16 protein-coding genes are annotated in these 22,232 nt (G+C 73.5%); 9 read left to right on the top strand and 7 right to left on the bottom strand.

Features of this window, described 5'->3' with window-relative positions; all coding sequences use genetic code 11:
* Positions 1-69: 69 nt before the first annotated feature.
* The 4 genes from COUCH_RS25660 to COUCH_RS25675 are packed head-to-tail and all read left to right on the top strand — an operon-like array spanning position 70 to position 4,461.
* A complete protein-coding gene (locus COUCH_RS25660; protein ID WP_249607759.1) occupies positions 70-1,347 on the top strand; it encodes a polysaccharide biosynthesis protein in 1,278 nt (425 codons plus the stop codon).
* Positions 1,348-1,362: 15 nt separating this feature from the next.
* Entirely contained in the window at positions 1,363-2,511 is a 1,149-nt protein-coding gene (locus COUCH_RS25665) for a glycosyltransferase family 4 protein (protein WP_249607760.1), read from the top strand.
* The gene (locus tag COUCH_RS25670) at positions 2,480-3,298 is read left to right on the top strand and encodes a glycosyltransferase family 2 protein (RefSeq protein ID WP_249607761.1); all 819 of its coding nucleotides are present in this window, start codon (positions 2,480-2,482) and stop codon (positions 3,296-3,298) included. The genes COUCH_RS25665 and COUCH_RS25670 overlap by 32 nt, the downstream gene beginning before the upstream one ends.
* Positions 3,295-4,461, top strand: a complete 1,167-nt coding sequence (locus tag COUCH_RS25675; protein ID WP_249607762.1) for a glycosyltransferase — start codon at positions 3,295-3,297, stop codon at positions 4,459-4,461. The genes COUCH_RS25670 and COUCH_RS25675 overlap by 4 nt, the downstream gene beginning before the upstream one ends.
* Positions 4,462-4,535: 74 nt before the next feature.
* On the opposite strand, the gene COUCH_RS25680 is transcribed toward COUCH_RS25675, so the two are convergent.
* On the bottom strand, positions 4,536-4,949 hold the full coding sequence (locus COUCH_RS25680; protein ID WP_249607763.1) for a hypothetical protein: 414 nt from the start codon (positions 4,947-4,949) through the stop codon (positions 4,536-4,538).
* A 75-nt stretch (positions 4,950-5,024) separates the two neighbouring features.
* Positions 5,025-5,600, bottom strand: a complete 576-nt coding sequence (locus COUCH_RS25685; protein ID WP_249607764.1) for a hypothetical protein — start codon at positions 5,598-5,600, stop codon at positions 5,025-5,027.
* Positions 5,601-5,717: 117 nt separating this feature from the next.
* Between COUCH_RS25685 and COUCH_RS25690 the strand changes: the two genes are divergently transcribed.
* A complete protein-coding gene (locus tag COUCH_RS25690) occupies positions 5,718-6,953 on the top strand; it encodes a metal-dependent hydrolase family protein (protein WP_249607765.1) in 1,236 nt (411 codons plus the stop codon).
* Positions 6,954-7,240: 287 nt separating this feature from the next.
* Here COUCH_RS25690 and COUCH_RS25695 read toward each other — a convergent pair whose 3' ends face one another.
* The 5 genes from COUCH_RS25695 to COUCH_RS25715 form a co-directional block, all read right to left on the bottom strand.
* Positions 7,241-7,819, bottom strand: a complete 579-nt coding sequence (locus tag COUCH_RS25695) for a GNAT family N-acetyltransferase (protein WP_249607766.1) — start codon at positions 7,817-7,819, stop codon at positions 7,241-7,243.
* 60 nt (positions 7,820-7,879) lie between these two features.
* A complete protein-coding gene (locus tag COUCH_RS25700) occupies positions 7,880-8,842 on the bottom strand; it encodes a metallophosphoesterase family protein (protein WP_249607767.1) in 963 nt (320 codons plus the stop codon).
* A gap of 20 nt (positions 8,843-8,862) precedes the next feature.
* Entirely contained in the window at positions 8,863-12,591 is a 3,729-nt protein-coding gene (locus COUCH_RS25705) for a hypothetical protein (protein ID WP_249607768.1), read from the bottom strand.
* Between the two features lie 264 nt (positions 12,592-12,855).
* Complete coding sequence (locus tag COUCH_RS25710) at positions 12,856-14,076, bottom strand: acyltransferase family protein (protein WP_249607769.1); 1,221 nt, start codon at positions 14,074-14,076, stop codon at positions 12,856-12,858.
* 49 nt (positions 14,077-14,125) lie between these two features.
* Positions 14,126-14,437, bottom strand: coding sequence for a hypothetical protein (locus COUCH_RS25715; RefSeq protein ID WP_249607770.1), 312 nt, complete (start codon positions 14,435-14,437; stop codon positions 14,126-14,128).
* A gap of 157 nt (positions 14,438-14,594) precedes the next feature.
* Here COUCH_RS25715 and COUCH_RS25720 point away from each other — a divergent pair, with 157 nt between their 5' ends.
* From COUCH_RS25720 to COUCH_RS25735, 4 genes are all read left to right on the top strand, one after another.
* A complete protein-coding gene (locus tag COUCH_RS25720) occupies positions 14,595-15,128 on the top strand; it encodes a hypothetical protein (protein ID WP_249607771.1) in 534 nt (177 codons plus the stop codon).
* A gap of 98 nt (positions 15,129-15,226) precedes the next feature.
* Positions 15,227-17,434, top strand: coding sequence for an ATP-binding protein (locus tag COUCH_RS25725; protein WP_249607772.1), 2,208 nt, complete (start codon positions 15,227-15,229; stop codon positions 17,432-17,434).
* Complete coding sequence (locus COUCH_RS25730; protein WP_249607773.1) at positions 17,418-18,254, top strand: sensor histidine kinase; 837 nt, start codon at positions 17,418-17,420, stop codon at positions 18,252-18,254. The genes COUCH_RS25725 and COUCH_RS25730 overlap by 17 nt, the downstream gene beginning before the upstream one ends.
* Before the next feature lie 116 nt (positions 18,255-18,370).
* Positions 18,371-22,192 (top strand): Neogenin, encoded by a 3,822-nt coding sequence (locus COUCH_RS25735; protein ID WP_249607774.1) that lies wholly within the window; start codon positions 18,371-18,373, stop codon positions 22,190-22,192.
* Positions 22,193-22,232: the final 40 nt, after the last annotated feature.

Genomic DNA, 22,232 nt, shown 5'->3' on the forward strand with positions numbered 1-22,232 from the left:
ATTATGGATCTCCGGCGCACCTGGCGAGAGAAGCTTGCGAAAACCGGCCGAGCCGTCGATAGAGACGATGTGCATCCACTCCTCGGCCGCCTCGCGCGTCTCGCCGCCCGTGGCGCCGCGCCGATCGCCGCCGCCGTGGCCGTGCAGAGCGCCGGCAACCTCGCGTTCCACTCGGTGGTCGGCCGGCTCCTCGACCCCGGCGCGTACGGGGCCCTGGGCGCGGTGCTGTCCGCGATGCTCATGCTCGGCGTGCCGCTGGGCGCGCTGCAGACCGCCGCGTCCGCCCTCGTGGCCGAGCACGGGCTGACCCGCGGCACGGTACGGCGCACGCTGCGCTCGGTGGCGCTGTGGTCGCTCGGGCCCGCGCTCGTCGTGCTGCTGTGCGCTCCACTGCTGCGCGACTACTTCCGCCTCGCCTCCGTCGCCGAGGCGGCGCAGCTGGGGCCGTACCTGCTGGTGGCAGCCGTGGTGGCGGCGGCGCGCGGGCTGCTGCTCGGCGACCGGCGCGTCGGCACGGTGGCGATGACGTACGTGCTCGGCACCGTCGCCCGCCTCACCCTCGGCCTGCTGCTCGTCGTGCCGTTCGGCGTGACGGGCGCCCTGTTCGGCACGGTCGTCGCGGAGGCCGCGTCGCTGATCGTGGCCGCCGGACCGCTGCGCCGCCCGGACGGCCCCCGGGGTACCGCCGCGCTGCGCCTCGGCGCCGTCGCGCACGCCGGCCTCGCCGTGACCGGGCTGTTCCTGTTCTCCACCGCCGATCTGCTGCTGGCCCGCCACCACCTCGGCGACGACGCGTCCGGCGCGTACGTGGCGGCCGCGACCGTGGCCAAGACCGTGCTGGCGCTGCCCGCGGGCATCATGGCGGCCGTCTTCCCGCGCCTGCTGTCCGCCTGGCCGCTGCCCGGCCGCGGTCGCGCGCTGGCCACCGGCGGCCTCGCCGTCACCGGGCCGGCCGTGCTCGGCGCGGCGGTGATCGTCACGGTGCCGTCGCTGGTGCTGCGCGTCCTCTACGGCGACGGGTACGCCGACGCCGGCAACCTCGTCCGCGCGCTGTCCGCGATCGCCGCGACCACCTCGCTCGTGACGCTGCTCACGAACGCGGCGCTGGCCCGCAAGGCGTGGACCATCGCGGTGCCGTGGGCCGGGGCGGCCCTGGAGGTGGCGTTCATCGAGGTGTGGCACGGCTCGGCCGCGCAGATCGCCGCGTGCTCGGCCGCCGCGCTCGCCCCGACGCTGCTGCTCATGGCGGTGCTCGAGGGCCGCCTGTGGGCGCGTGCGCCGCGGACCGCCCCTCAAGTCGCCACGGCCGGTGCCGATTCTTCCCGTACCGCCGCGACCGCGGCCTGACCTGCGGAGCCCACTGTGCGCATCCTCGTGTTGAACTGGCGCGACCTGGCCCACCCGGAAGCCGGCGGCGCCGAGGTCTACACCGAGCAGGTGCTGCGCCGCTGGGCGGCCGCCGGGCACGAGGTGACGCTGTTCGCCGCGGCCGTCGCCGGGCGCCCCGCCGCCGAGATAGTGGACGGCTACCGCGTGGTCCGCGCCGGGAGCCGCTTCACCGTGTACCGCGAGGCGCGCCGCTGGTGGGACCGCTACGGCCGGGGACGCTTCGACGTGGTCGTCGACGAGACCAACACCGTGCCGTTCCACGCCCACGAGTGGGTCGGCGACGGCGCCCGCACGATCGCCCTGGTGCACCAGACGTGCGAGGAGATCTGGCACATCAACGCCCCGCCGCTCGCTGCGCACCTCGGCCGGTACGTTCTCGAGCCCAACTGGCTGCGCCGCCTGGCCGGAGCCCCGATCCTCGCGGTCTCGGCGTCGACGCGCGACGCGCTGGCCCGCTTCGGCGCCGCCGATGTCACGGTGGTGCCGGAGGGCTACGAGCCGCCCGTCGACCTGCCCCGCGTCGCCAAGGAGCCGACGCCCACGGCTGTCTTCTGCGGCCGGATGGTCAGCTACAAGCGGCCCCGCGAGGTCATCCGCGCGGTCCAGCTCGCCCGGCGCGAGGTGCCGGGCCTGCGGCTGTGGATGATCGGCGGCGGCCCGATGCTGGACCGGCTGCGCCGGGAGGCTCCCGAGGGCGTCGAGTTCCTCGGCCGGGTGCCCGAGGAGGTCAAGCACGACCGGATGGCCCGCGCCCACGTGCACCTGGCGACCAGCGTCCGCGAGGGCTGGGGCCTGGTGGTCACCGAGGCCGCGGCGATGGGGACCTCGACCATCGCGTACGACGTGCCGGGCCTGCGCGACTCCACGCGGGCGGCGGGCGGCGTCGTGGTGCCGCCGCAGCCCGAGGCGCTCGCCCGCTGGCTCGTCGAGCTGCTCCCGGGCCTGACCACCGCCGCGCCCGCGCCGCTGCCGTACGGCGGAGCCCATTCGTGGGACGACGTCGCCACCACCCTGCTGGCCGCCGTGGACCAGCACGCCCGCGTACCGGACGGCGTCCGCGCCGCAACCCCCGCCACCGACAGGAGTATCCGTGAGAATCAGCTTCGTGGTGCCGACGCGTAACTCCGCGCGCACCCTCGACGCCTGCCTGGCCTCGCTGCGCACGCAGACGCACCCCGACGTGGAGGTGCTCGTGGTCGACAACGGCTCGACGGACGCCACCACGGAGATCGCCGGGCGCCACGCCGACCAGGTGCTGCAGTGGGGCCCGGAGCGCAGCGCCCAGCGCAACCACGGCACCGACCGCAGCACCGGCGACGTCGTCGTGTTCATCGACTCCGACATGGTGCTGGAACCGCACATCGCCACGCAGATCCACGACCGGTTCACCGCCCGCCCCGAGGTGGGCGCGCTGATCATCCCCGAGCGGTCGTTCGGCGACGGCTTCCTGGCCCGCTGCCGGCAGCTCGAGAAGCACCTGTACGTCGGCGACGCGGCGGTCGAGTCCCCGCGCGCGTTCCGCCGCGAGATCATCGAGAAGCTCGGCGGCTGGGACGAGGAGCTCACCGCGGCCGAGGACTGGGACCTGGCCGACCGCACCCGTGAGGTGACCGCCGTCGGCCGGGTCACGGCGTGGATCTGGCACGACGAGGGCCGCATCAAGCTGCGGGCGACCTTCGCCAAGAAGCGCTACTACGGCCGCTGGATCGACCAGTATGTCCGTATGCACGCCGACTCCAGCGGAAGCAAGTTCGCCCGTACCGCGCTGCTGCGCAAACCCGGCAGCCTGCTGCGCCACCCGATGCTGACGGCCGGCCTGGCCACGCTCAAGCTGACCGAGGCCGCCGGGCTCGTGATGGGCATCCGGGACAGCCGGGCCGCCGCCTCCGCCTCGGCCGGCGCCCGGTGAGCCCGCGCGTCGCCCACCTCATCGCCGAGTTCTCGGCGCACGAGGCGATGGGCCGTACGGTCACCGAGACCGCCCGGCGCGTGCCGGGCGAGCACCACCTGGTGACCACCCGAGCCCACGACGGCGGCGACGCGTTCACCGAGGTGCACGAGCTGGGCGGTGGCGTGGCCACCTTCCCGCTGGGCCGCGCCGCCGACCTGGCCGGGGTGCTGGCCCGCCTCAGTCCGGACGTCGTGCACCTGCACGCCGGGGCGCTCGGCCCCCTGCAGGCGGCGATGGCGGTGCTGCGGCCGTACAAGACGGTGCTGACGGCGTACGCGTGGCCGACCGTGCCGGGCCCCGCGGCCTGGCGGCGGGCCACCCTGGCCGAGATGCGCGCGTCCAACGTGCTGCAGCCGCGCGTCGCGCTGACCACCCTGCTCCCCCCGGCGGTCGCGGCGGCCGCGCTGCGCCGGGCCGGCGTCACCACGGTGCTCACCCCGGACCCGCGCGTCGCCGCCCGCCTCGGCGGCCACCCCGGCATCCACGTCACCCGCCTGCCCTCGGGCGCGCCGGCCGACGACCGCCGCGCCCGCTACGACCGCGACCACCCGACCATCGTCTTCGCGGGCCGCGCCGAGAGCGTGCGCGGCCTCGACACGCTGCTGGCCGCGTTCCCCTCGGTGCGTGACCGCATCCCCGGCGCCCGGCTGCGCCTGCTGCTGATCCCCCGCCCGGAACTGCCCGCGATCCTCGCCCGCGCCGGGACGGCCGAAGCGGTCGAGGTCGTCACCGAGACGGTCCCGGACCTGCTCGCCGAGCTGGCCGCGGCCCAGGCCGGCACCTGGCCGTTCAAGTTCGACTACACCACCTCGCCGCCGGCGATGGCGGTCGCCGAGGCCATGAGCGTCGGCCTCCCGGTGGTCGCGACGGACGTGGCCTGCGTACGGGCCGTGCTCGAACCCGACGTCAACGGCCTGGCCGTGCCGCCTGCCGACCCCGCGGCGCTGGCCGACGCGCTGGTCCGCGTGCTCGGCGACGAGGTGACGTGGCGGCGGTTCGCGCAGGCCGGGGTGCGCTCGGTGCGTGAACGGCTGGGCTGGGACCGGGCCGCCGCAGTGACGGCGGACGCTTACGCGGCGGCGCTCGCCGGGGCGGGCGCCGGCGTGGCCAGTCTGGCCTGACAGCGCGGAACGGCTCATGGCGGTCGACTACGCCCGCCCGTTCGCCGCCGCGGCCACCGATCGGCGTCGCCGCATCAGTCGTGCTCGGACTCGTTGACGAGCCGGGCCATGCGGCGGTCGGGAACGATCCACATGATGGCCACGGCCACGTAGCTGGCCACCGCCACGACGATGCCGACGGTGCCCATCTTCAGGGCGGCGATGATGCCGATCAGGTAGACGACCGGCGAGAACTTGCCCTTGAAGTCCTTGCCGAGGGCTTGCCGCAGCGCCGACCCGGGCCCTTCGGTGCGGATGATGACCTTCTGCAGGATGAAGTAGGCCAGGGCCGCGGCCATGAAGTTGAGGCCGTACAGGACGATCGGAGTGCGGGCGAAACGGGAATCGTCGACCCACGCCGTCGTGAAGGGAAACAGCGACAGGCACAGCAGCAGGGCGAGGTTGGCCCAGAGCCCGCCACCGCCGACCCGGCGCACCACGTGGAACATGTGGTGGTGGCCCCGGGGTGACGAGGATGCGCGGCTCGACGATAGCCGCCGCGGCCGCGGCCGGACCTGCCCCGGTCAGGTCGGCGCGGGCTCCGGCCAGACCGGTTGCAGCACGTGCCAGTCGTGCGGATGCCGGCGGACGGCCCTCGTGAAGACGTCGGTCAGCTCCTGCGTCATGGCCACCGCCCGGGCACGCGTGGTGCCGCCATCGCCGGGGACGATCTCCGGGTGGATCAACCCGTGCCCGTGCAGCACCAGCGCGGCGCCCGCCAGGTCCCAGTTCCCGCTGTGCGGCAGGGTCAGCACCACGCCGCGACCGGCGTCCCGGGCGGCGGCCACCAGGTCCAGCGACTCGAAGACCACGGCGTCGCGGATCCGCTCCCGGCTCCATCCGGTGAGCCCGAAGAACTCCCGCCAATACCGCAGGTACGAGTGCACACCCCGAGCGGCCGCCACGCTCACCGCCGGACCGTCCGCGGCCTGGCCGAGCACCTGGGCCAGGTTGACCTGAAACTGGCGCACCCCGCCGGCCCCGGACAACCGCATCCCGGCGGCGACGGCGTCGAAGACGAACGCGGCGACCGGCCCGGGCAACCGTGGCGTGATCCGCCAGGCGAAGTCGTAGAGCCGGCCGGCACGGTCCTCTCGCACGCCGGGAGGGTAACGGTCGCCGGCCACCCGGTCGATCAGTGGGAACACCGCTTCTCGAACGGTCCCGCAGCGGGCGAACTCCTGGATAGACACGTCCGTTGCTGCGATGATGCCGGGATGAACGCTTCGGTACTGGTGTGCGGTGCTGCGTTCGACGGCTTCTCGGGCGAGCTCGCCGGCCGGACCGAGATCGCTGTGCGCGACGGGGTGATCGTGGAGATCGGGCCGTCGGTCGGGCGGCCTGACGGGGCACGGGTCATCGACCTGTCCGAGCGCACCGTGTGCCCGGGGTTCATCGACACCCACGTCCATCTGACGATGGACGGATCCGACATCGGGCGGCAGACCCTCGATTCCTCCGCGACCAAGGCCCTCAAAGGGCTGGCCATCGCCCGCGAGTACCTGGGCTACGGCTTCACCACGTTGCGCGATCTGGGTTCGATGGATCCGGAGTTCCCGACCGTCGACCTCCGCAACGCCCTGGACGCGGGATTGGCCGAGGGTCCCCGATTGATCGTCGCGGGGCACGTCATCAGCAGCACGGCCGGGCACGGCGACATGAGCGGGTTCTACCCGCCGCGGTGGGACCTGCCGGTCTCGGCGGTGGCCGACGGCACCGCACAGATCCGTGCGTTGGTGCGCCGCGAGCACGCCTACGGCGGCGACTGGATCAAGACGGCCAATGCGGGCGGGTATTTCAGCGTCGGCGACGATCCTGCCAGGACGACGTGGCTGGACGACGAGATGGATGCGGTCTGCTCCACAGCCCGGTTGCTCGGAATGCCGGTCGCCGTGCACACGGGCGGCGCGGACGCGTGCAAGCAGGCGATCCGAGCGGGCGCCCGCAGCCTCGAGCACGCCTATCTGATCGACGAGGAAGGCATCGAGATGGCCCGCCGGGACGGCGTCTACGTGGTGCCGACGATGCAGATGACCAAGGAGGACCTCGCGGCGCTGCACGACGGAACGCTGCCCGAGCAGGCGGTGTGGAAGTTCCGGCGCGACAGCGAGCACATCCTGAACTCCCAGCGCCTGCTGGCCGGCAGCGACATCAAGATCGCCTTCGGCACCGACTGCGGCATGTTCCCGTTCAGCCACGGCATCCGCGAGTTCAGCGCCATGGTCGACGCCGGCCTCACCCCGCTACGAGCTCTGCAGGCCGCCACCTCGACCGCTGCGGAGATGCTGGGACGCGACGACCTCGGCCGGCTGGAGCCGGGCGCCCGCGCCGACATCGTGGCCATGCCCGGCAACCCGCTCGAGGACATCACCGTCACCAGCGCGGTCGACTTCGTCATGGCCGACGGCGTCGTCCACCGATGGCCCGAGGGCAGCGACGCTTCGGCGGCATGACAGCGCGCATCGATGTACCGGTCCGAGGTCGACGTGGCGGCTCTTGCTCGCCATGCGGCGTTCTCGATAGCGGCATACCACGCCGATTCAGCGGAAGAGATCACGGCGATGGAAGCCGTTCGCGACAGAACCGACGCTTGCTGGACGATGCCCACCGAGCACCGCTGGTTGAGGCGAGCATCTGCCGGCGTCGCGCCGGGCGCTCGTTGCTGTCGCAGGCGAGGTCGACGGCACAGCCGATGCCCGCCGCCGCTGCCTTCGTCGTCCGTGGAGGCCGGAAGTCGGTGTCAGAGCGGTCTCGCGAGGAACAGGGTGGTTCCGTGAACCGCGTCCGGTTCCTGCCGGTCGGTCTCGATGAATCCGACCCTGGCCAGTACGCGGCGAGAAGCGGTGTTCCATTCGCGCACGGTGGCCCACAGGCGTTCGTACCCGGATGATTTCGCCCAGTCCAGAACCGCGAACGAGGCCTCGGTCGCGTACCCCTGATGCCATGCTCGGCGCAGCAGCTCGAACGCCAGTTCCGGTTCCCCGGCCGGTACGCGGCCGCCGTCGATGAGCCCGCAGTAGCCGATGACGTCGCCTGCGGCCTTCCGCTCGATCGCCGGTAGGCCGAGCGGCGACGGCTGGCCGGTACGGATGGATTCCGCGAGTTCCGCGACGGTGGGGTGTCCATCGGCGTCGATCCGGCGGTGCGGCGGCACTCGTGGATCCCGTTCGGTCCACAGTTCGTGCTGGACGGCAGCCTCGGTTACCCGCCAGGGCCGGAGCAGCAGGCGCTCCGTCTCGAGTATGACCTCGCGGTCCGGCATCGCTGCGGCTGCCATGACAGCAACTCTCTCATGGCCGAACGCATCGATGACGGTCACCGGGAATGGTCATCTTTGAGCGGCAGAACGGGCGGCAGGAAGTGCAGTGGAGGCCGGGTCTCAGTGGCAGCTTGCGGAGCCTTGGTCCGTCACCGGCTTGTCCGCCTCGAGGGGGTGGAAACGCCACGCGTACGACTTCGGGCGCAGCTCGAGTTCGAGGACGCCGTGGTGGTCGAAGTCGGCGTATTCGCCGGCCGGGCGGCCCGCTGTCACCTCCGGGTCGCCGTGTTCGTCGCGGGTGTCGTCGGTGGCGGTCGGACGGTAGTGGGCCTGGCCGCCCGTGCCGACCACGAATTGGCGTACGCCGGCCGGGTCGGGGGCGCCGTCGGGGTTGAGGGGGGCGAAGCGTTCGTAGTCCGCCTCGTGGCCGGAGAGGACCAGGTCGACGCGGTTGTCGTAGAGGGTGCGGAAGAGGTCCGCGGTGCGGGGGTCGGGGCCCGCGATGCCGGTCGACCAGCGGGGGTGGTGCCAGGCGGCGAGGACGCAGGTGCGGTCGTTGGCCGCGAGGTCCTGGGCGAGCCAGGTCTGCTGCGGGGAGCCGGTACGGCAGCCACCCGCCACCGCGGCGCAGTTGGAGTTGAGGATGACCACGTGCCAGCGGCCGATGTTCTGGGACCAGTAGCCCCTGGTGTCCCTGATGCGCTTGCCGAAGTACGCGGTGAAGGTGTTGGCGTCCTGGACCTTGTACTCCTGGTTGCCGTACACGGGGACGGTGCGGCTGAGGAGCCGGCCGAACGAGGGCCCGTAGACCGTCCGGTACGCGTCGGCCTTCGGCAGCTCGTACTGGAAGTCGCCGAGCCCGAGCAGCACCGCGGGGTTCATCGCGACCGCCAGGTCGGAGACCGCCTGGTGCCGGCAGCGGTCACCGCCGGCCGTGGCCCTGGCCAGGTCGGGGTCGGCGGGGTCGCAGGCCATGTCACCGACCGCGGCGACGCGGACCGTGTCCGGCCCGGCGGAGCAACGGCTCAGCAGCCACAGCACGACGAGGACCAGCACGAGCAGGATCGCGATGGTGGTCCGCAAGCGGCGTCTCGGCAAAGCGTTCATGGGGTCCGCCTCCGGAGCAACAGCCGGCGCAGCCGCGGGCGGCGCGACCACCACAGCTCGGCCCGCCACCTGCGCCGGTGCCGCATGGTCCAGGCGCCCGGCCGGCCGGCGGGCAGCCGTACGAGGTACATGAAGGCGACCGCCCCCGCCACGGCCAGCGGCAGCACGTAGAGGGCGTAGCGCGCGACCTTCGCCGGGGCGTACCGCAGGGTCACCGTGCCGCCCGAGGGCAGCGCCCAGCCGCTCATCCAGCCCTGCAGCGTCACCTTGCGGGCGCCGTCGACGCCGGTCAGCATCCAGCCGGGGGCGGCGTTCTCGGCCAGCGCGACCGTGGTGCGCCCGGCGCTGGTGACCGTACCCGAGAACTGGGTGGGGTTGTGCCGCTGCCAGTCCACCGTGGACGTGGCGGCCGCTTCCTGCTGCCGGACCAGCACCACGGACGACGGCGAGGCCACCGGACGCAGGCGCACGCCCCGGTACTCGACCTCGGACTGCTGCTTCTCCTTGAGGTCGCGCAGGCCGTACAGGTAGAGCCGGGTCTCGACGGCGTTGGGGTCGGGCGGGATCAGCGCCTCGTACGAGGTCCAGCCCTGCCACAGCGCCACCGCCGGCAGCGTGCGGCACAGGTCCGGGCCGCGCAGGTACAGGCAGAACTTCGGGTTGCGGACGGCCACGCTGCGCGCCTGCATGGACAGTTCGTAGAGCGACGCCGCGCCGACGTCCTCGGCCGGCGCGCCGATGCAGGCGAGGTGCCGCACCGCCTTGAGCGTGTACGTCGTCTCCCCGTCGTCGCCGATCTGCGACTCGGCGCCCAGCCCGGCCTGCTCGGCGGTCTGGTCGTCGTAGCGGAAACAGTCCTCGAGGGGCTCGAACGGGGCGAGCACCGTCCCGGACAGGCCGCCGTCGACGCGCAGCTCGTGCTTGCCGGCGGTGAGGTCCACCGTGACGTCGGGGACGGCGGGCGGCCAGACGGTCCGGCTGACCACCGGCTCGAGCGCGTCCACCCGCAACCCGCGGTACTCGGTGACGGTTCCCGGCTTGAGCCGCTCGCCGACGTCGGCGTGCAGGATGAGCTGCAGCTCGTCGGAGAGGCTGTCCATGGTCACGACCCGCTCGTACGACACCCAGTCGTCGTCGAGCACCGCCCGGGCGGCCAGCTCGCACCCGGACGCCCCGGCCTGCCACAGGCAGATCTGCGGGCGGGCGCCGGTCACGTGGCGGTACTGCAGGCGTACCCGGAAGATCTCGCCGCCCTTGGTGTTGCGCACGACGACCTTCGTGCAGGCGGCGTGGTCGGCGGCGCTGAGGCGCACGGCGCGGCCCTGCGGCGTCTCGGTGACCGTGGCGGTCAGCCCGAGTTCCTTCCACGGGCGGGGTTCATAGTTGTTGCAGTCGAAGACCGGTGAGTAGCCCGTGGTGTCGGCCGGTTTGCGCGCGGCGGCGAGCAGGGTCAGCTTGGTCGCGGCACCGACCTGGATCGTCTGCGGGCCCGGGGTGTCGAGGGAGACCGTACGGTTGCCGGCGCGCACCGCGAGGATCGTGCGGCCCGCGGGCAGCGGCACGGACAGCGCCGGGCGCGTCGAGACGGGCCGGCCGTCGACCTTGACGACCGTCGGGTCCTGCAGCAGCAGCCGGTTGTTCGCGAGGTCGAGCCGCGGCACGAGCACGGCGGCGGCCCGGGCGCGCTGGGCCACGGTGTAGCGGCCGGCGCTGACGTCGACGGTGGTGCTGGGCGAGCCGCTGTCCACGGCCGGCACCGGCCAGTGCACCACGTCCGGCGTGACCACCGCGGTGTCGTCGACCTGCGGGCTGGTCGGGGCGGGATCGGTGCTGGTCCGGGCCGCGATCGCGGTACGCGTGTCCACGGTGCCCAGCACGGCCGCGCCGGCGTCCGGCCGCGACGGCGCGTCGAGCACCCGGTCGTACGTGCGCACGGTGGGGCTCGTCCCGCCGTTGAACGTCCACAGCTGCAGGGTGCCGTCGACGTCGAGCTTGCCGCCCGGCACCCGCGCCATGGCCGCCCCGAGCAGCCGGTCGTCGGCGAAGTAGCGGTTCGGCAGGCCGCGGACGAGGTCGTGGCGCACGATGACCCGGCTGACGCCGATCGCGTCGAGCAGCTTCGGCACCGGCGCGAGGTCGCCGGCGAGCAGCGCGGTCTCCACGGCGTGCACGTCCGCGCTGAAGCCGGCCACGTCACCGAAGTAGCCGTCCGGCTTCGGCTGCACGACCGGGTGCTCGATGAGCAGGTTCGCGACGCTGTCCACGCCGAAGAAGCCCCACGTCGTGGGCATCTGGTAGTAGTCGTCGAGGGGCAGCACCAGCACCTTGCCGGGCCGCTCGTCGGCGTCGATGTGCGCGGCCATGTTCCACCACTCCTGCGGGACGCGCACGTGGGCGGAGGGCTGCGTCGGCCGCTCGTCGGGCATGACGCTGCCGGTGTACAGCGGGAACGGGTAGGCGAGCACGAGCAGCACGGGCAGGAGCGATCCGGCGTACGCGAACCGCCGCGGCCAGCCGGGCAGCCGCAGCCGTGGCCGCGCACGCAGGCGCAGCAGGGCGCCCTCGATGCCGATGGCGAGCATGACGCCGAAGAAGCTGACCAGCAGCTGACCGAGCTTGCTCATCGGCTCGCGGAACAGCCAGAAGCCGGGGGCGTGCAGGTACAGCATCAGGTTCAGCTGGCTCAGCGGCGGGCGCAACCCCTTGGCGAGGAAGACGAACAGCAGGACCAGGACGAGCAGGCCGAAGGCGAGCCGGCGCAGGCGGCGCGGGGCGAGCAGCGGGGCCACGAACACCAGCGCGGGCAGCAGGTAGCGGATCCAGATCCACCACGGCTGGTCCAGGTCCGCGGCGAACGGCAGGTACTGCGGCCGGAACCAGGCGAAGACCGCCACCATCGTGAGGATGTTGGGCGGCGTGTTGTTGATCTGCGACCACGACCAGTTCGTCGGGTCGGTGAACGTGGCGTTCGCGGTCGCGCCGCCGCCGCCGGTGAAGCCCTGCGCGAGCGGCAGCAGCCACCACACGTTCAGCAGCACGGCCCACGGCGCGGCGAGCACGAACCACTTCAGCAGGCGTACGGCCTCCCGCCGGCCGAGCACGAGCCACGCCAGCAGCGGGGTGCCGCCGACCGCCCACGCGTACGCGACGACCAGCATCGGCGGGTTGAAGCCGAGGAAGGAGGTGGGCATGAGCGCGAACCCGGCGATCGGCGTGGGCACCCGCCGCCCCATCGCCACCCGCATCGCGATGCCGGTGATGAACGCGACGCTGCCGACCGAGATGATGTTCAGCGGGTTCGGCAGCCGGGTCAGGAAGAAGCCGTTGAGCACCCCGAACGCGCCGGCCGCGATGATCCCGAGCTCGCTCTTCACGAACGCGCCCGCCAGGTACGCGACGCCGAAGCCCACGAGGCCGTAGATGCACGTGTAGAACAGCCACTGCGCCGAGTACTCGGTGAGCCCGACGGCCCGGCAGCACCAGATGAGGATGAACTCGAAGGACCGCACCATCGTGTAGCTGGCCGAGCCGGCGCCGGTGGTCTGGTGGTTCCAGGACCACAGCACCTCCGGCGCCCAGCCGCGGCGGATGAACGGGCCCATGTCGCCGGTCGCGATGAAGGTGCCGGTCCGGAACCAGCGGCTGACGATCAGCGACGAGATCGCGAGCACGACGAGGTACGGCCGGGCGGCGATCCAGGCGGCACGGTCGGCGAAGCGTCGCACCCCTGTCCCTCCCCGGTCCCCGCGGTGATCGCGACCGGCCGGTCACGCCTTTCCAGGCTGATCGGCCGCTGCGGCGCCGCCCTGAGGAGCCGGGGCGGCGCCGCCGCGAGGTCAGGACACCGGGATCGGCGCCGGGATCGAGTACTCGCTGCCCACCGTGCCGCCCACCTGGTACGCGACGACCTGGTAGGCCGCCCCGGAGGTGCGGGACCGCCGGTGAGGTCGTTGTCGGCGTACGCGCCGCTCGGGTTGCCCCGTGGGGGATCAGGGACGGGCGTGGCGGCCGGTGGACGACCGCAGCAGGCCGTCGAGCAGGGCGCGCAGGCGGCTCGTGTGCCGCTCGGTGACCCGGGCGAACAGCCAGCCCGCCGCCACCAGCACCGCGCTGAGCGCCGCCAGGGCCAGCCAGTGCGCGGGTGCGGGCGCCCATCGGTGCGCGGCCTGCGGGGTCAGCAGAGCGGCGATCAGCGCGGCGATCGGCAGGTGCACGGCGTAGAGGGAGTACGAGGAGTCCGCGTACCGGGATGCGGCGTCGAGGGCGCGTCCCGGCAGGCCGGTCCAGCGCACGTCCTCCACCAGCAGGATGAGCAGAGCCGTGGTGGTTCCGGCGAGCAGCAGCACGTTGCGCCCGGAGTAGCTCGCCTGGGTCGCCCACAGCGCGCCGGCCAGTGCCGCCGTGGCTGCCGCGCGGGCCGACGCCAGCACGACCGGGCTCAAGGCGGACAGGCGGGCGGCGATGGGACGGCGGAACAGCGCGACCGCGGCGCCCATCAGCCACACCGGCAGGTACATCAGCACGGGCGGGCCCACCAGGGCGCACACCACGAGCAGCAGCACGGCGTTGAGGATCCGGGCCGGTACGCCGCCGCGGCCCTTCCACGCGTACAGGGCCAGCGGGAAGATCGCGTAGAAGGCGGCCTCGTACGCCAGCGACCACAGCGAGGCGTTCGTCCCGTACGTCGGCACGGCGATCGTCTGCAGGAAGCTGACGTTGCCGAGGGCGGCCAGCGGGCCGAGCCGCCCGGCGAGGTCCTCGGCGGGCACGGTGTGGTGGTACGCCGGATCGCCCAGGTAGATCGAGGTGTGACCGAGCACCGCGAGCCCGACGGTGTCCAGCACGGCGGTGAGCGCCACGGCCGGCACGAGCACGATCCACAACCGGCTCAGGCGTGCCGTGGCGTAGCCCGCCCAGCGGAACCGGTCCTGCCGGAACGCGGACAACACGCTGCCGCCCACCCAGTAGCCGCTGAGCACGAAGAACACCAGCACGGCCGCCGGGCCGAGGCCGGTCAGCACGTACAGGACCCGGGTCGCGAGGCCGTCGCCCGCGTCCGCCGCGTCGACGAAGAGCAGCGTACGCAGGTGGTAGACCACCACGAGCACGGCCGCTGCCGACCGCAGCGCGTTGAGCGCCCGGTGGGTGGTGCCGGGCCGGGGCGGTGCGGCGGCCGGGGCGGGGGCGTGGGCGGGGACGGTGGCGGTCATCGCCCTCCCATCGGTCCGCGTACCCCCGGCTTGAGATCTTCCGACGCGCTCAGCGCGCGTCGTGCCGCGAGGCGAGGAACCCCAGCGGTACGGCGCACGCGCTCAGCGCCAGACCGACCAGAACCGCGTAGTAGACGAGCTCGGTGTGGCCGAGGGCGTGTGCGGGGCCGCACGCGGCGAAGATGGCGACCGCCAGTGCGAGCGGCGGGCGCCAGGCCCGATCGGCGAGCTCGGCGAGGGTGAGCGGCCGCCGGTGCTGGGGGTCCGGCCGCGTCGGCGGGTCGTCGGCGACCACGACCGGCGCGGGCCGCGGGGGATCACTCGGCGTGACGACCGGCGCGGGCGTGACGTCCACCGCCATGCCACACCTCCCGTCAGCGCTCGGACATACCTGCCCATCGGCGCGCAGGGCGCCGAACTGAGCCTGAGCCGGCCCGAAGCTCAAGGGCGGCTCAGGCGTCGGGCAAGGTTGGCTCCACTACGTTCCGTATTCGCTTCCGGTGGCGCAGTCTCATCCCATGCGAACCTTCTCCACGCCGACCCGCCTCGCCGTCGCCATCGTCGTCATGGCGCTGGGCCTGTGGGGTGCGCTGTTCGTGACCCGTCCCGCCGCGGCCGCCACCACGACCGGTGCGGACAAGCTGGCACTCACCTGGGTGGACGGTGGCCGGCAGCTGCAGGTGGACGGGTACGCGTACCGGCCGAAGGCCGTGGTGGACGTGCGGCTCGGCGACAGCCCGCTGCAGCAGGCCCGCAGCGACGAGAGCGGCCGCGTCCAGGTCACCGTGCCGCAGGAGCTGGTCGCCGCCGGGCAGTCCGGGGCGAGCATCATCGTCACCGGCCGTTCGGTCTCCGGCGCCTCCCGGGTGCTGATCTCCGCGGTGCCGCCGCGCGCCGCCGCCCGCGGCCCGGTGGACGCCCTGCCGTGGTCGATCGCCGCGCTGGCGATCGCCGGGATCGCCCTCGGCGCCCTGCACCGGCTCCGGTCCCGCCGTACGCCGGCCCCGTCGGTGGCCCCGGCCGGCTACCTCAGCCGGCACCGCGCCGCCTGAAACCGATTCGCACCCCAACGCTTCCCGCGTAGCCCCCAGATGTCCCGAGCATGGTGAGCGGACCTACCCCCGGGTCCCGTCCTGCGAAGGGTCAGCGCATGGGATTTGCGGCACGCACGCTGGTCGAGGCGTACCCCGGCCCGGCTGCGATCGTGGACCGGGACGGCTGCGTCCTGGTCACCAACGGGCGGTGGTCCGGCGACGGGCGCCCCGCCGAGGGCACGGACCTGACCGAGGCGGCCGGCGGATGCCCGGCACACGCGCAGCTCACCGGGATCGTCCGGGACATGACGGCGGTGACCGAGCCCGCCGTCCTGACGTGCCGGTGCGACGGCGCCGCGAGCGCCGTCCGCGTCGCGCACCTCGAGAGCGACTGCGGCGCACCCCGGCGGCTGATCACCGTGACCGCGGCCGGCGCCGGGCCGGACGCCGCGGGCCACGCCAAGTCGCAGTTCCTCGCGCTGCTGGGCCACGAGATCCGTACGCCCGTCACCACGGTGGTCGCCACAGTGGACCTGCTGCGCGCGCAGCCGCTGCCGCAGGACGTGCGCGAGGTCGTCGACAGCGTCCACCGCTCAGTGCATGCGCTCAAGGCGCTCACCGACGACCTGCTGGACCTGGCGCGCCTGGAGACCGGCAACCTGACCGTCGAGCACGAGCCCGTACCGCTGCGCGCGGTGCTGGAGGGCATCGTCGAGCCGCTGCAGCAGCAGGCCCGCCGCAAGGGGATCCTGCTGCTGGCCGCGCCCGCCCCGGATCTGCCGGCGAGCGTGCTGGGCGACGCCGGGCGGCTGCGCCAGGTGCTGACCGGGGTGGTCGGCAACGCGGTGAAGTTCACCGAGTCCGGTGAGGTCATCGTGACGGCGGCGCGCGACGGCGACGACGCGTACGTGATCACCGTGTCGGACACCGGCCCGGGCATCGCCGGGCCGGACCGGGAGCGGATCTTCGCGCCGTTCGTGCAGGCCGACTCCTCGGCGGCACGCCGGCACGAGGGCGCGGGCCTGGGCCTGGCGCTGGCCGCCCGGCTCGTCGCGGCCCTCGGCGGCAGCATCGACGTGCAGTCCGAGCCGGGCCGGGGCTCGCAGTTCGCGATCCGGCTCCCGCTGCAGGCCGCGCCCCGCCAGCCCGAGCCCGCAGCGCCGCTGCCGCTGACCCGCCGCCGGGTCGCCGTGGTGGCGCCCTCGCCGCGCTCGGTGCTCGCCCTCTCGTGGCTGCTGACCAGCGCCGGCGCCGAGCCGGTCGAGGCGCGCCTCGAGGACGTCACCCGGCGGATCCCCGAGGCCGACACGGTGCTGTGGTGCGACGACTCGCACGACCCCGCGGCGGTACGCCGCGCCGACTCGGTCATCGAGGCGCTCGGCCCGACCGGGCGCGCCCTCATGATCAGCACCACCGACCCGCGGACCGGCATCGTCCGCAAGCCCGGCGTGCTCACCGCCCCGCTCGTGCTGTCCCGGCTCGTCTCGGCGCTGAACCTGGAACGGACCGGCGTGCGCGGCGCCCCGATCACCGTGCCCGCGCTGGACGGCGGCCGGGTGCTGCTCGCCGAGGACAACGACGTCAACCGGACCGTCTTCCGGCGCATGATCCAGCTGCTCGGCGTCGAGTGCGACACGGTCGCCGACGGCGCCGCGGCGGCCGAGGCGGTCCTGGGCGGTACGCCGTACGACGTGGTGCTGATGGACCTGCAGATGCCGGGCACCGACGGCCTGGAGGCCACCCGGCGCATCCGCGCGGCCGGGTCGCGTACCCCGATCCTGGCGCTGACCGCGACCGCGCTGCACGGCGACCGCGAACGGTGCCTGGCCGCCGGGATGGACGGGCACCTCAGCAAGCCGATCACGCTGCCCGAGCTGCGGGCGGCGCTGGAGCCGTACCTGACGGCCGGCGGGGACGAGCCGGAACAGGCCGCGCCCGAGCCGGACATCGACGGGCCGGACCTGAGCAAGCTGCGCGACCTGGAGGCCCAGCTGGAGGACCGGGCGCTGGTGGTGACCACGGTCAACACCTTCCTGTCCCAGCTGGACGGGCGGCGTACGGCGCTCGCCGAGGCGCTGCGCAAACAGGACCACGACGCGTTGCGGGCGACCGCGCACACGCTCAAGTCGTCCAGCGCGCTGCTCGGCGCCGACCCGCTCGCCGAGGCGTGCGCGCAGGTGGAGCGGAGCGCGACGGCCGGCACCAGCGAGCAGGAGCTCACCGCGCTGGTGGCGAGCGTGGAGAACGCGGTGGCCGGCGCGGTCAAGGTCATGGCCGGCTACCTCGCCTCGGACGAGGGGGGCGACGATGCCGGAACACGCTGACCCCGCCCTGCTCGCCGAGCTGGAACGCCAGCGGCTGCGCAACGCCGAGCTCGAACGGCAGGTCCGCGACCTGAGCCGCTCGGTGGCGGAGCTCGAGGCCTTCTCCCGCGAGATCAGCCACGACCTCAAGGCGCCGCTGGCCGGCATCTGCGGGTACGCCCAGCTGCTGACCCACATGGACCTCGGGTTCGTACCGCCGCCGGACTACGACGACTTCGTGGCCGAGATCAACCGGGGCACCGACCGGATGCGCCGGCTGATCGACGACGTGCTGGCGTACTCGACCGTGCGCGGCGCCCGCCTGCACCTGACGACGATCGACCTGTCGGCCCTGGTGCACGACGTGGTGGCCGACCGGGCGCTGGACCTGCCCCGGCCGGGTGCACCGGCGCGCCCGGCGCCGCAGGTCACGTGGGACGACCTGCCCGCGGTCCGCGGCGACCACGGGATGCTGCGGCGGCTGCTGGAGAACCTGCTCGGCAACGCGCTCAAGTACGTGCGCCCCGGCGAGACCGCCCGGGTGCACGTCTCGGCGCAGCCCGAGGAGGACGGCATGGTCCGCATCGAGGTCACCGACGAGGGCGTCGGCATCCCCGAGGGCCAGCACGAGGCGATCTTCGCGGAGCTGCACCGGGCGCACCCGGACGCGTACCCCGGAACCGGCCTGGGCCTCACGATCTGCCGCCGCATCGCGCAGCGGCTCGGCGGCGCCATCGGCGCCGACCCGCACTTCCGCGGTGGCGCGCGGATCTGGTTCACCCTGCCGGCCGCGCAGACCGCGGCCGGCCCGGTCCCGGTCGTCGCCGACCTGGCCGGTTGACGGACGGCGGCCCTCCCCCGGCCGCCGATCTTTCCCCCAACCAGAGCAGGGCTTGAGGTCGGCTTGAGGTTCGCCGCCGATCTCACGGTCGAACTGCTCGAACGAGATGAGGCCAGATGGACGCGAGGCGAGTGCTCACCGCGGTGGGCGCCGGGCTGCTGGGAGTGGCGGTGACCGTCGTCGGCACGCCGACCATGGCGAGCGCCGCCCCTGCAGCCCCGAAGAGCTTCAGCGTCGCCCGCGCACCGGGCGACGTGCACAAGATCAACGTGACGTGGAAGGCCGTCGCCGATGCCGACCACTACGTCGTGGACAGCATCGCCGGTGACGTCGAGACGATCATCAACGTCCCGGCCTCGACGACGAGCTACACGATCGACGCGCCGGACAACTGCACGTCGTACAAGATCCGGGTGGGCGCCGCCGACGCGGCCGGCACGACCGCGAGCACCACGTTCTGGTCGCTCAAGTCGCTGACGCCGGGCACCGTCATGGGCATGTCCACCGGCCGCGACGCGGACGGCACGGTCGCCACGGCGGCGTGGCGCGCCCCGTCCTGGACCGGCTACACGCCGCTGACCGGCTACCGGGCCGTCTTCACCCGCCTCTCCGACGGCGTCGTGCTCTCCGACACCACGTCGATGGACACGTCGTTCCGCTACCCGGGCGTCGACCCGGCCCGCGCGTACACGCTCGCGGTCACCACGGTGAACGAGTACGGCGCCTGCTCGACCGCCAAGTCGCTGCTCGACCGGTTCCGCCCGGCCGACCCGACGAACCTGGTCGTGCAGCGCCGCGCCGACGCGCCCGGCACGGTCGAGGTCGTCTGGAAGGCCGCGACCTCGGGTCCGGCCCCCACGTACTACCTGATCAGCTACGGCCAGGCCAAGGTGACCAGCTCGCTGCGCACCGACGCGCCGACCACCTCCGCGACGCTGCCCCTGGACGTCGCCAAGAGCTGGGTCGTCGAGGTCAAGGCGTACAACGACAACGGCGGCAGCGGCGCGGTCGCCGGCTCCGTACCGGTCTTCGAGGCCACGGCGGCGGCGCCCGCGCCGGCCACCGAGCCCACCGCGACCCCGACCCCGTCGGCCACCACCGCCACCCCGGAGCCGGGCGTCACGACCGCTCCCGTGGAGGCCGGCACGCCGACCGTCCAGCCGACGGACTCCACCACGACCACCACCACGGTGACGACCGGCTCCGACCGGACCCCGCCGACGATCACCACCACGCTGTCGCAGACGCCGTACAACGGCTGGTTCAAGACGCCGGTGACGATCCACTTCACCTGCAAGGACGACAGCGGCACGATCGCGAGCTGCCCGTCCGACATCCGGGCCGCCACCGACGGCACCGGCCAGCGGTTCTCCGGCACCGCCGTGGACGCCGCCGGCAACACCGCGACGATCGTGCTGACGCTCAACGTCGACCAGACGGCGCCGGCCATCACGGCCACCGTCCGGGGCACGAAGAACGCCGCCGGCTGGTACACCACCGCACCGGTGGTCACGTACGCCTGCTCGGACGTGGTCTCCGGCGTCTCGACGCTGCTGAGCTGCCCGGCCGACACCCCGGTCACCGTCGACGGCGTCAACCAGACCGTCATCGGCACCGCGACCGACAAGGCCGGCAACACCGCCACGGCCACGGTCGTGCTCAACATCGACCAGGTCGCCCCGGCGATCAGCGCCTCGGTCGTCGGCGACGCGAACGCCGACGGCTGGTTCACCACCGCGCCGACCGTCCGCTTCACCTGCTCCGACGCGGTCTCCGGCATCGCGACCTGCCCGGCCGACCGGAAGATCACCACCGACGGCATCGGCCAGAAGATCACGGGTACGGCGGTCGACAAGGCCGGCAACAGCACCAGCACCTCCGTCACCCTCAACGTCGACCAGACCGCGCCGGCGATCACCGCCACGGTCCTGGGCGACGTGAACGGCAACGGGTGGTACCGCACCTCCCCCACCGTCCACTTCACCTGCACCGACGCGGGCGCCGGGGTCAAGAACTGCCCGGCCGACGTCACGGTCGCCGGCGAGGGCGCGAACCTGCCGGTCACCGGCACCGCCACCGACAAGGCGGGCAACACCGCCACCACCTCGGTCACGGTGAACGTGGACCGCACCGCGCCGCTGATCAGCGCGACCCTCGTGGGCGAGGCGAACGGCGACGGCTGGTTCCGTACCGCGCCGACCGTGCACTTCACCTGCATCGAGGCCGGCTCCGGCCTGGCCGAGTGCCCCGCGGACACCGAGGTGACCACGGACGGCGCCGGGCAGACCGTCATCGGCACCGTGACCGACAACGCCGGCAACAACGCCACCGCCTCGGTGGTCGTGAGCGTCGACCGCACCGCGCCGGTGATCACCGCCGCGGTCGTGGGCGAGGCCGCCGACGGCTGGTACCGCAGCGCGCCCACCGTCCACTTCACCTGCACCGACGCGGGCTCCGGCATCGCCGACTGCCCCGCCGACGCCACGGTGGCCGACGGCACCGGCAAGATCGTCATGGGTACGGCCGCCGACAAGGCCGGCAACACCGCCACCACCTCGGTGACGGTCAATGTCGACCAGACCGCCCCGGCGATCACCGCCGCCCTGGTGGACGCGCCGAACGCCGACGGCTGGTTCAACAGCGCCCCGACCGTCCACTTCACCTGCACCGACGCGGGCTCCGGCATCGCCGACTGCCCCGCCGACGCCACGGTGACCACGAACGGCGCGGGCCAGGTCGTCAGCGGCACGGCCACCGACAAGGCCGGCAACACCGCCACCGCCACGGTGACGGTCAACGTCGACCTCGTCTCGCCGGAGCTCACCGCCACCGTCGACGGCACGAAGAACGACGCGGGCTGGTACCGCAGCGCTCCCACCGTGCGCTACACCTGCGCCGACACCGGCTCGGGCCTGGCCTCCTGCCCGGCCGACGCGACCGTGACGACCGACGGCGCCGCCGTCAGCGTGCCGGGCAGCGCCGCCGACAAGGCCGGCAACACCACCACCAGCACCACGACCCTCAGCGTGGACCTGACCGCCCCGGTGGTCACGGCGAGCCTGGTGGACGCAGCCAACGCCAACGGGTGGTTCACCACCGCCCCGACCGTCCACTTCACCTGCACCGACACGGGCTCCGGCATCGCCGACTGCCCGGCCGACGTCACCGTCACCACCAGCGGCGGCGGCCAGGTCGTCAGCGGCACCGCCACCGACAAGGCCGGCAACACCGCCACCGCCACGGTGACGGTCAACGTCGACCTCGTCTCGCCGGAGCTCACCGCCACCGTCGACGGCACGAAGAACGCCGCGGGCTGGTACCGCAGCGCCCCGACCGTGCGCTACACCTGCACCGACACCGGCTCCGGCGTGGCCTCCTGCCCCGCCGACGCCACGGTCGCCGGTGAGGGCGCCGCGATCAGCCTGCCCGGTGCGGCCGGCGACAAGGCCGGTAACACCACCTCCCGTACGACGACGGTGAGCGTCGACAGGACCGCCCCGGTCGTCACCGTGGTGGGCGCCACCAACGGCACGAAGTACGGTGCGGACGCCGCCCCGTCGGTCTCGTGCCGCACCACCGACGCGCTGTCCGGCGTCGTGACGGAGGCGAAGCTGACCGACACCACCACCGAGAACGGCGTGCACACCGTGGTCTGCGCGGGCGCCGTCGACAAGGCCGGCAACGCGGCGGCCCAGGTGAGCATCACCTACACCGTCGAGGCCACGGCGAACTGGCTGTCGGTCCTGGTCCACAAGTACATGGACGGCAAGGCGAGCGCGGCGACGCTGAAGGACTTCGACGCCACGATCGCCAAGCGCAACTGGGGCCAGTTCATCGCCAAGGTCGTCGTCCAGTCGCTCGGCCGCAACCCGGCGCTGAACCCGACCCAGTCGGCGACGCTGATCTGGTACGCGATGACCGTCAACTGCCGGGACTGACCTCCGGCCGGTACGGCACCGGGCCGGGACTCGTTTCGAC

This window comes from Couchioplanes caeruleus, from assembly GCF_023499255.1.
GTDB classification, from domain to species: domain Bacteria; phylum Actinomycetota; class Actinomycetes; order Mycobacteriales; family Micromonosporaceae; genus Actinoplanes; species Actinoplanes caeruleus_A.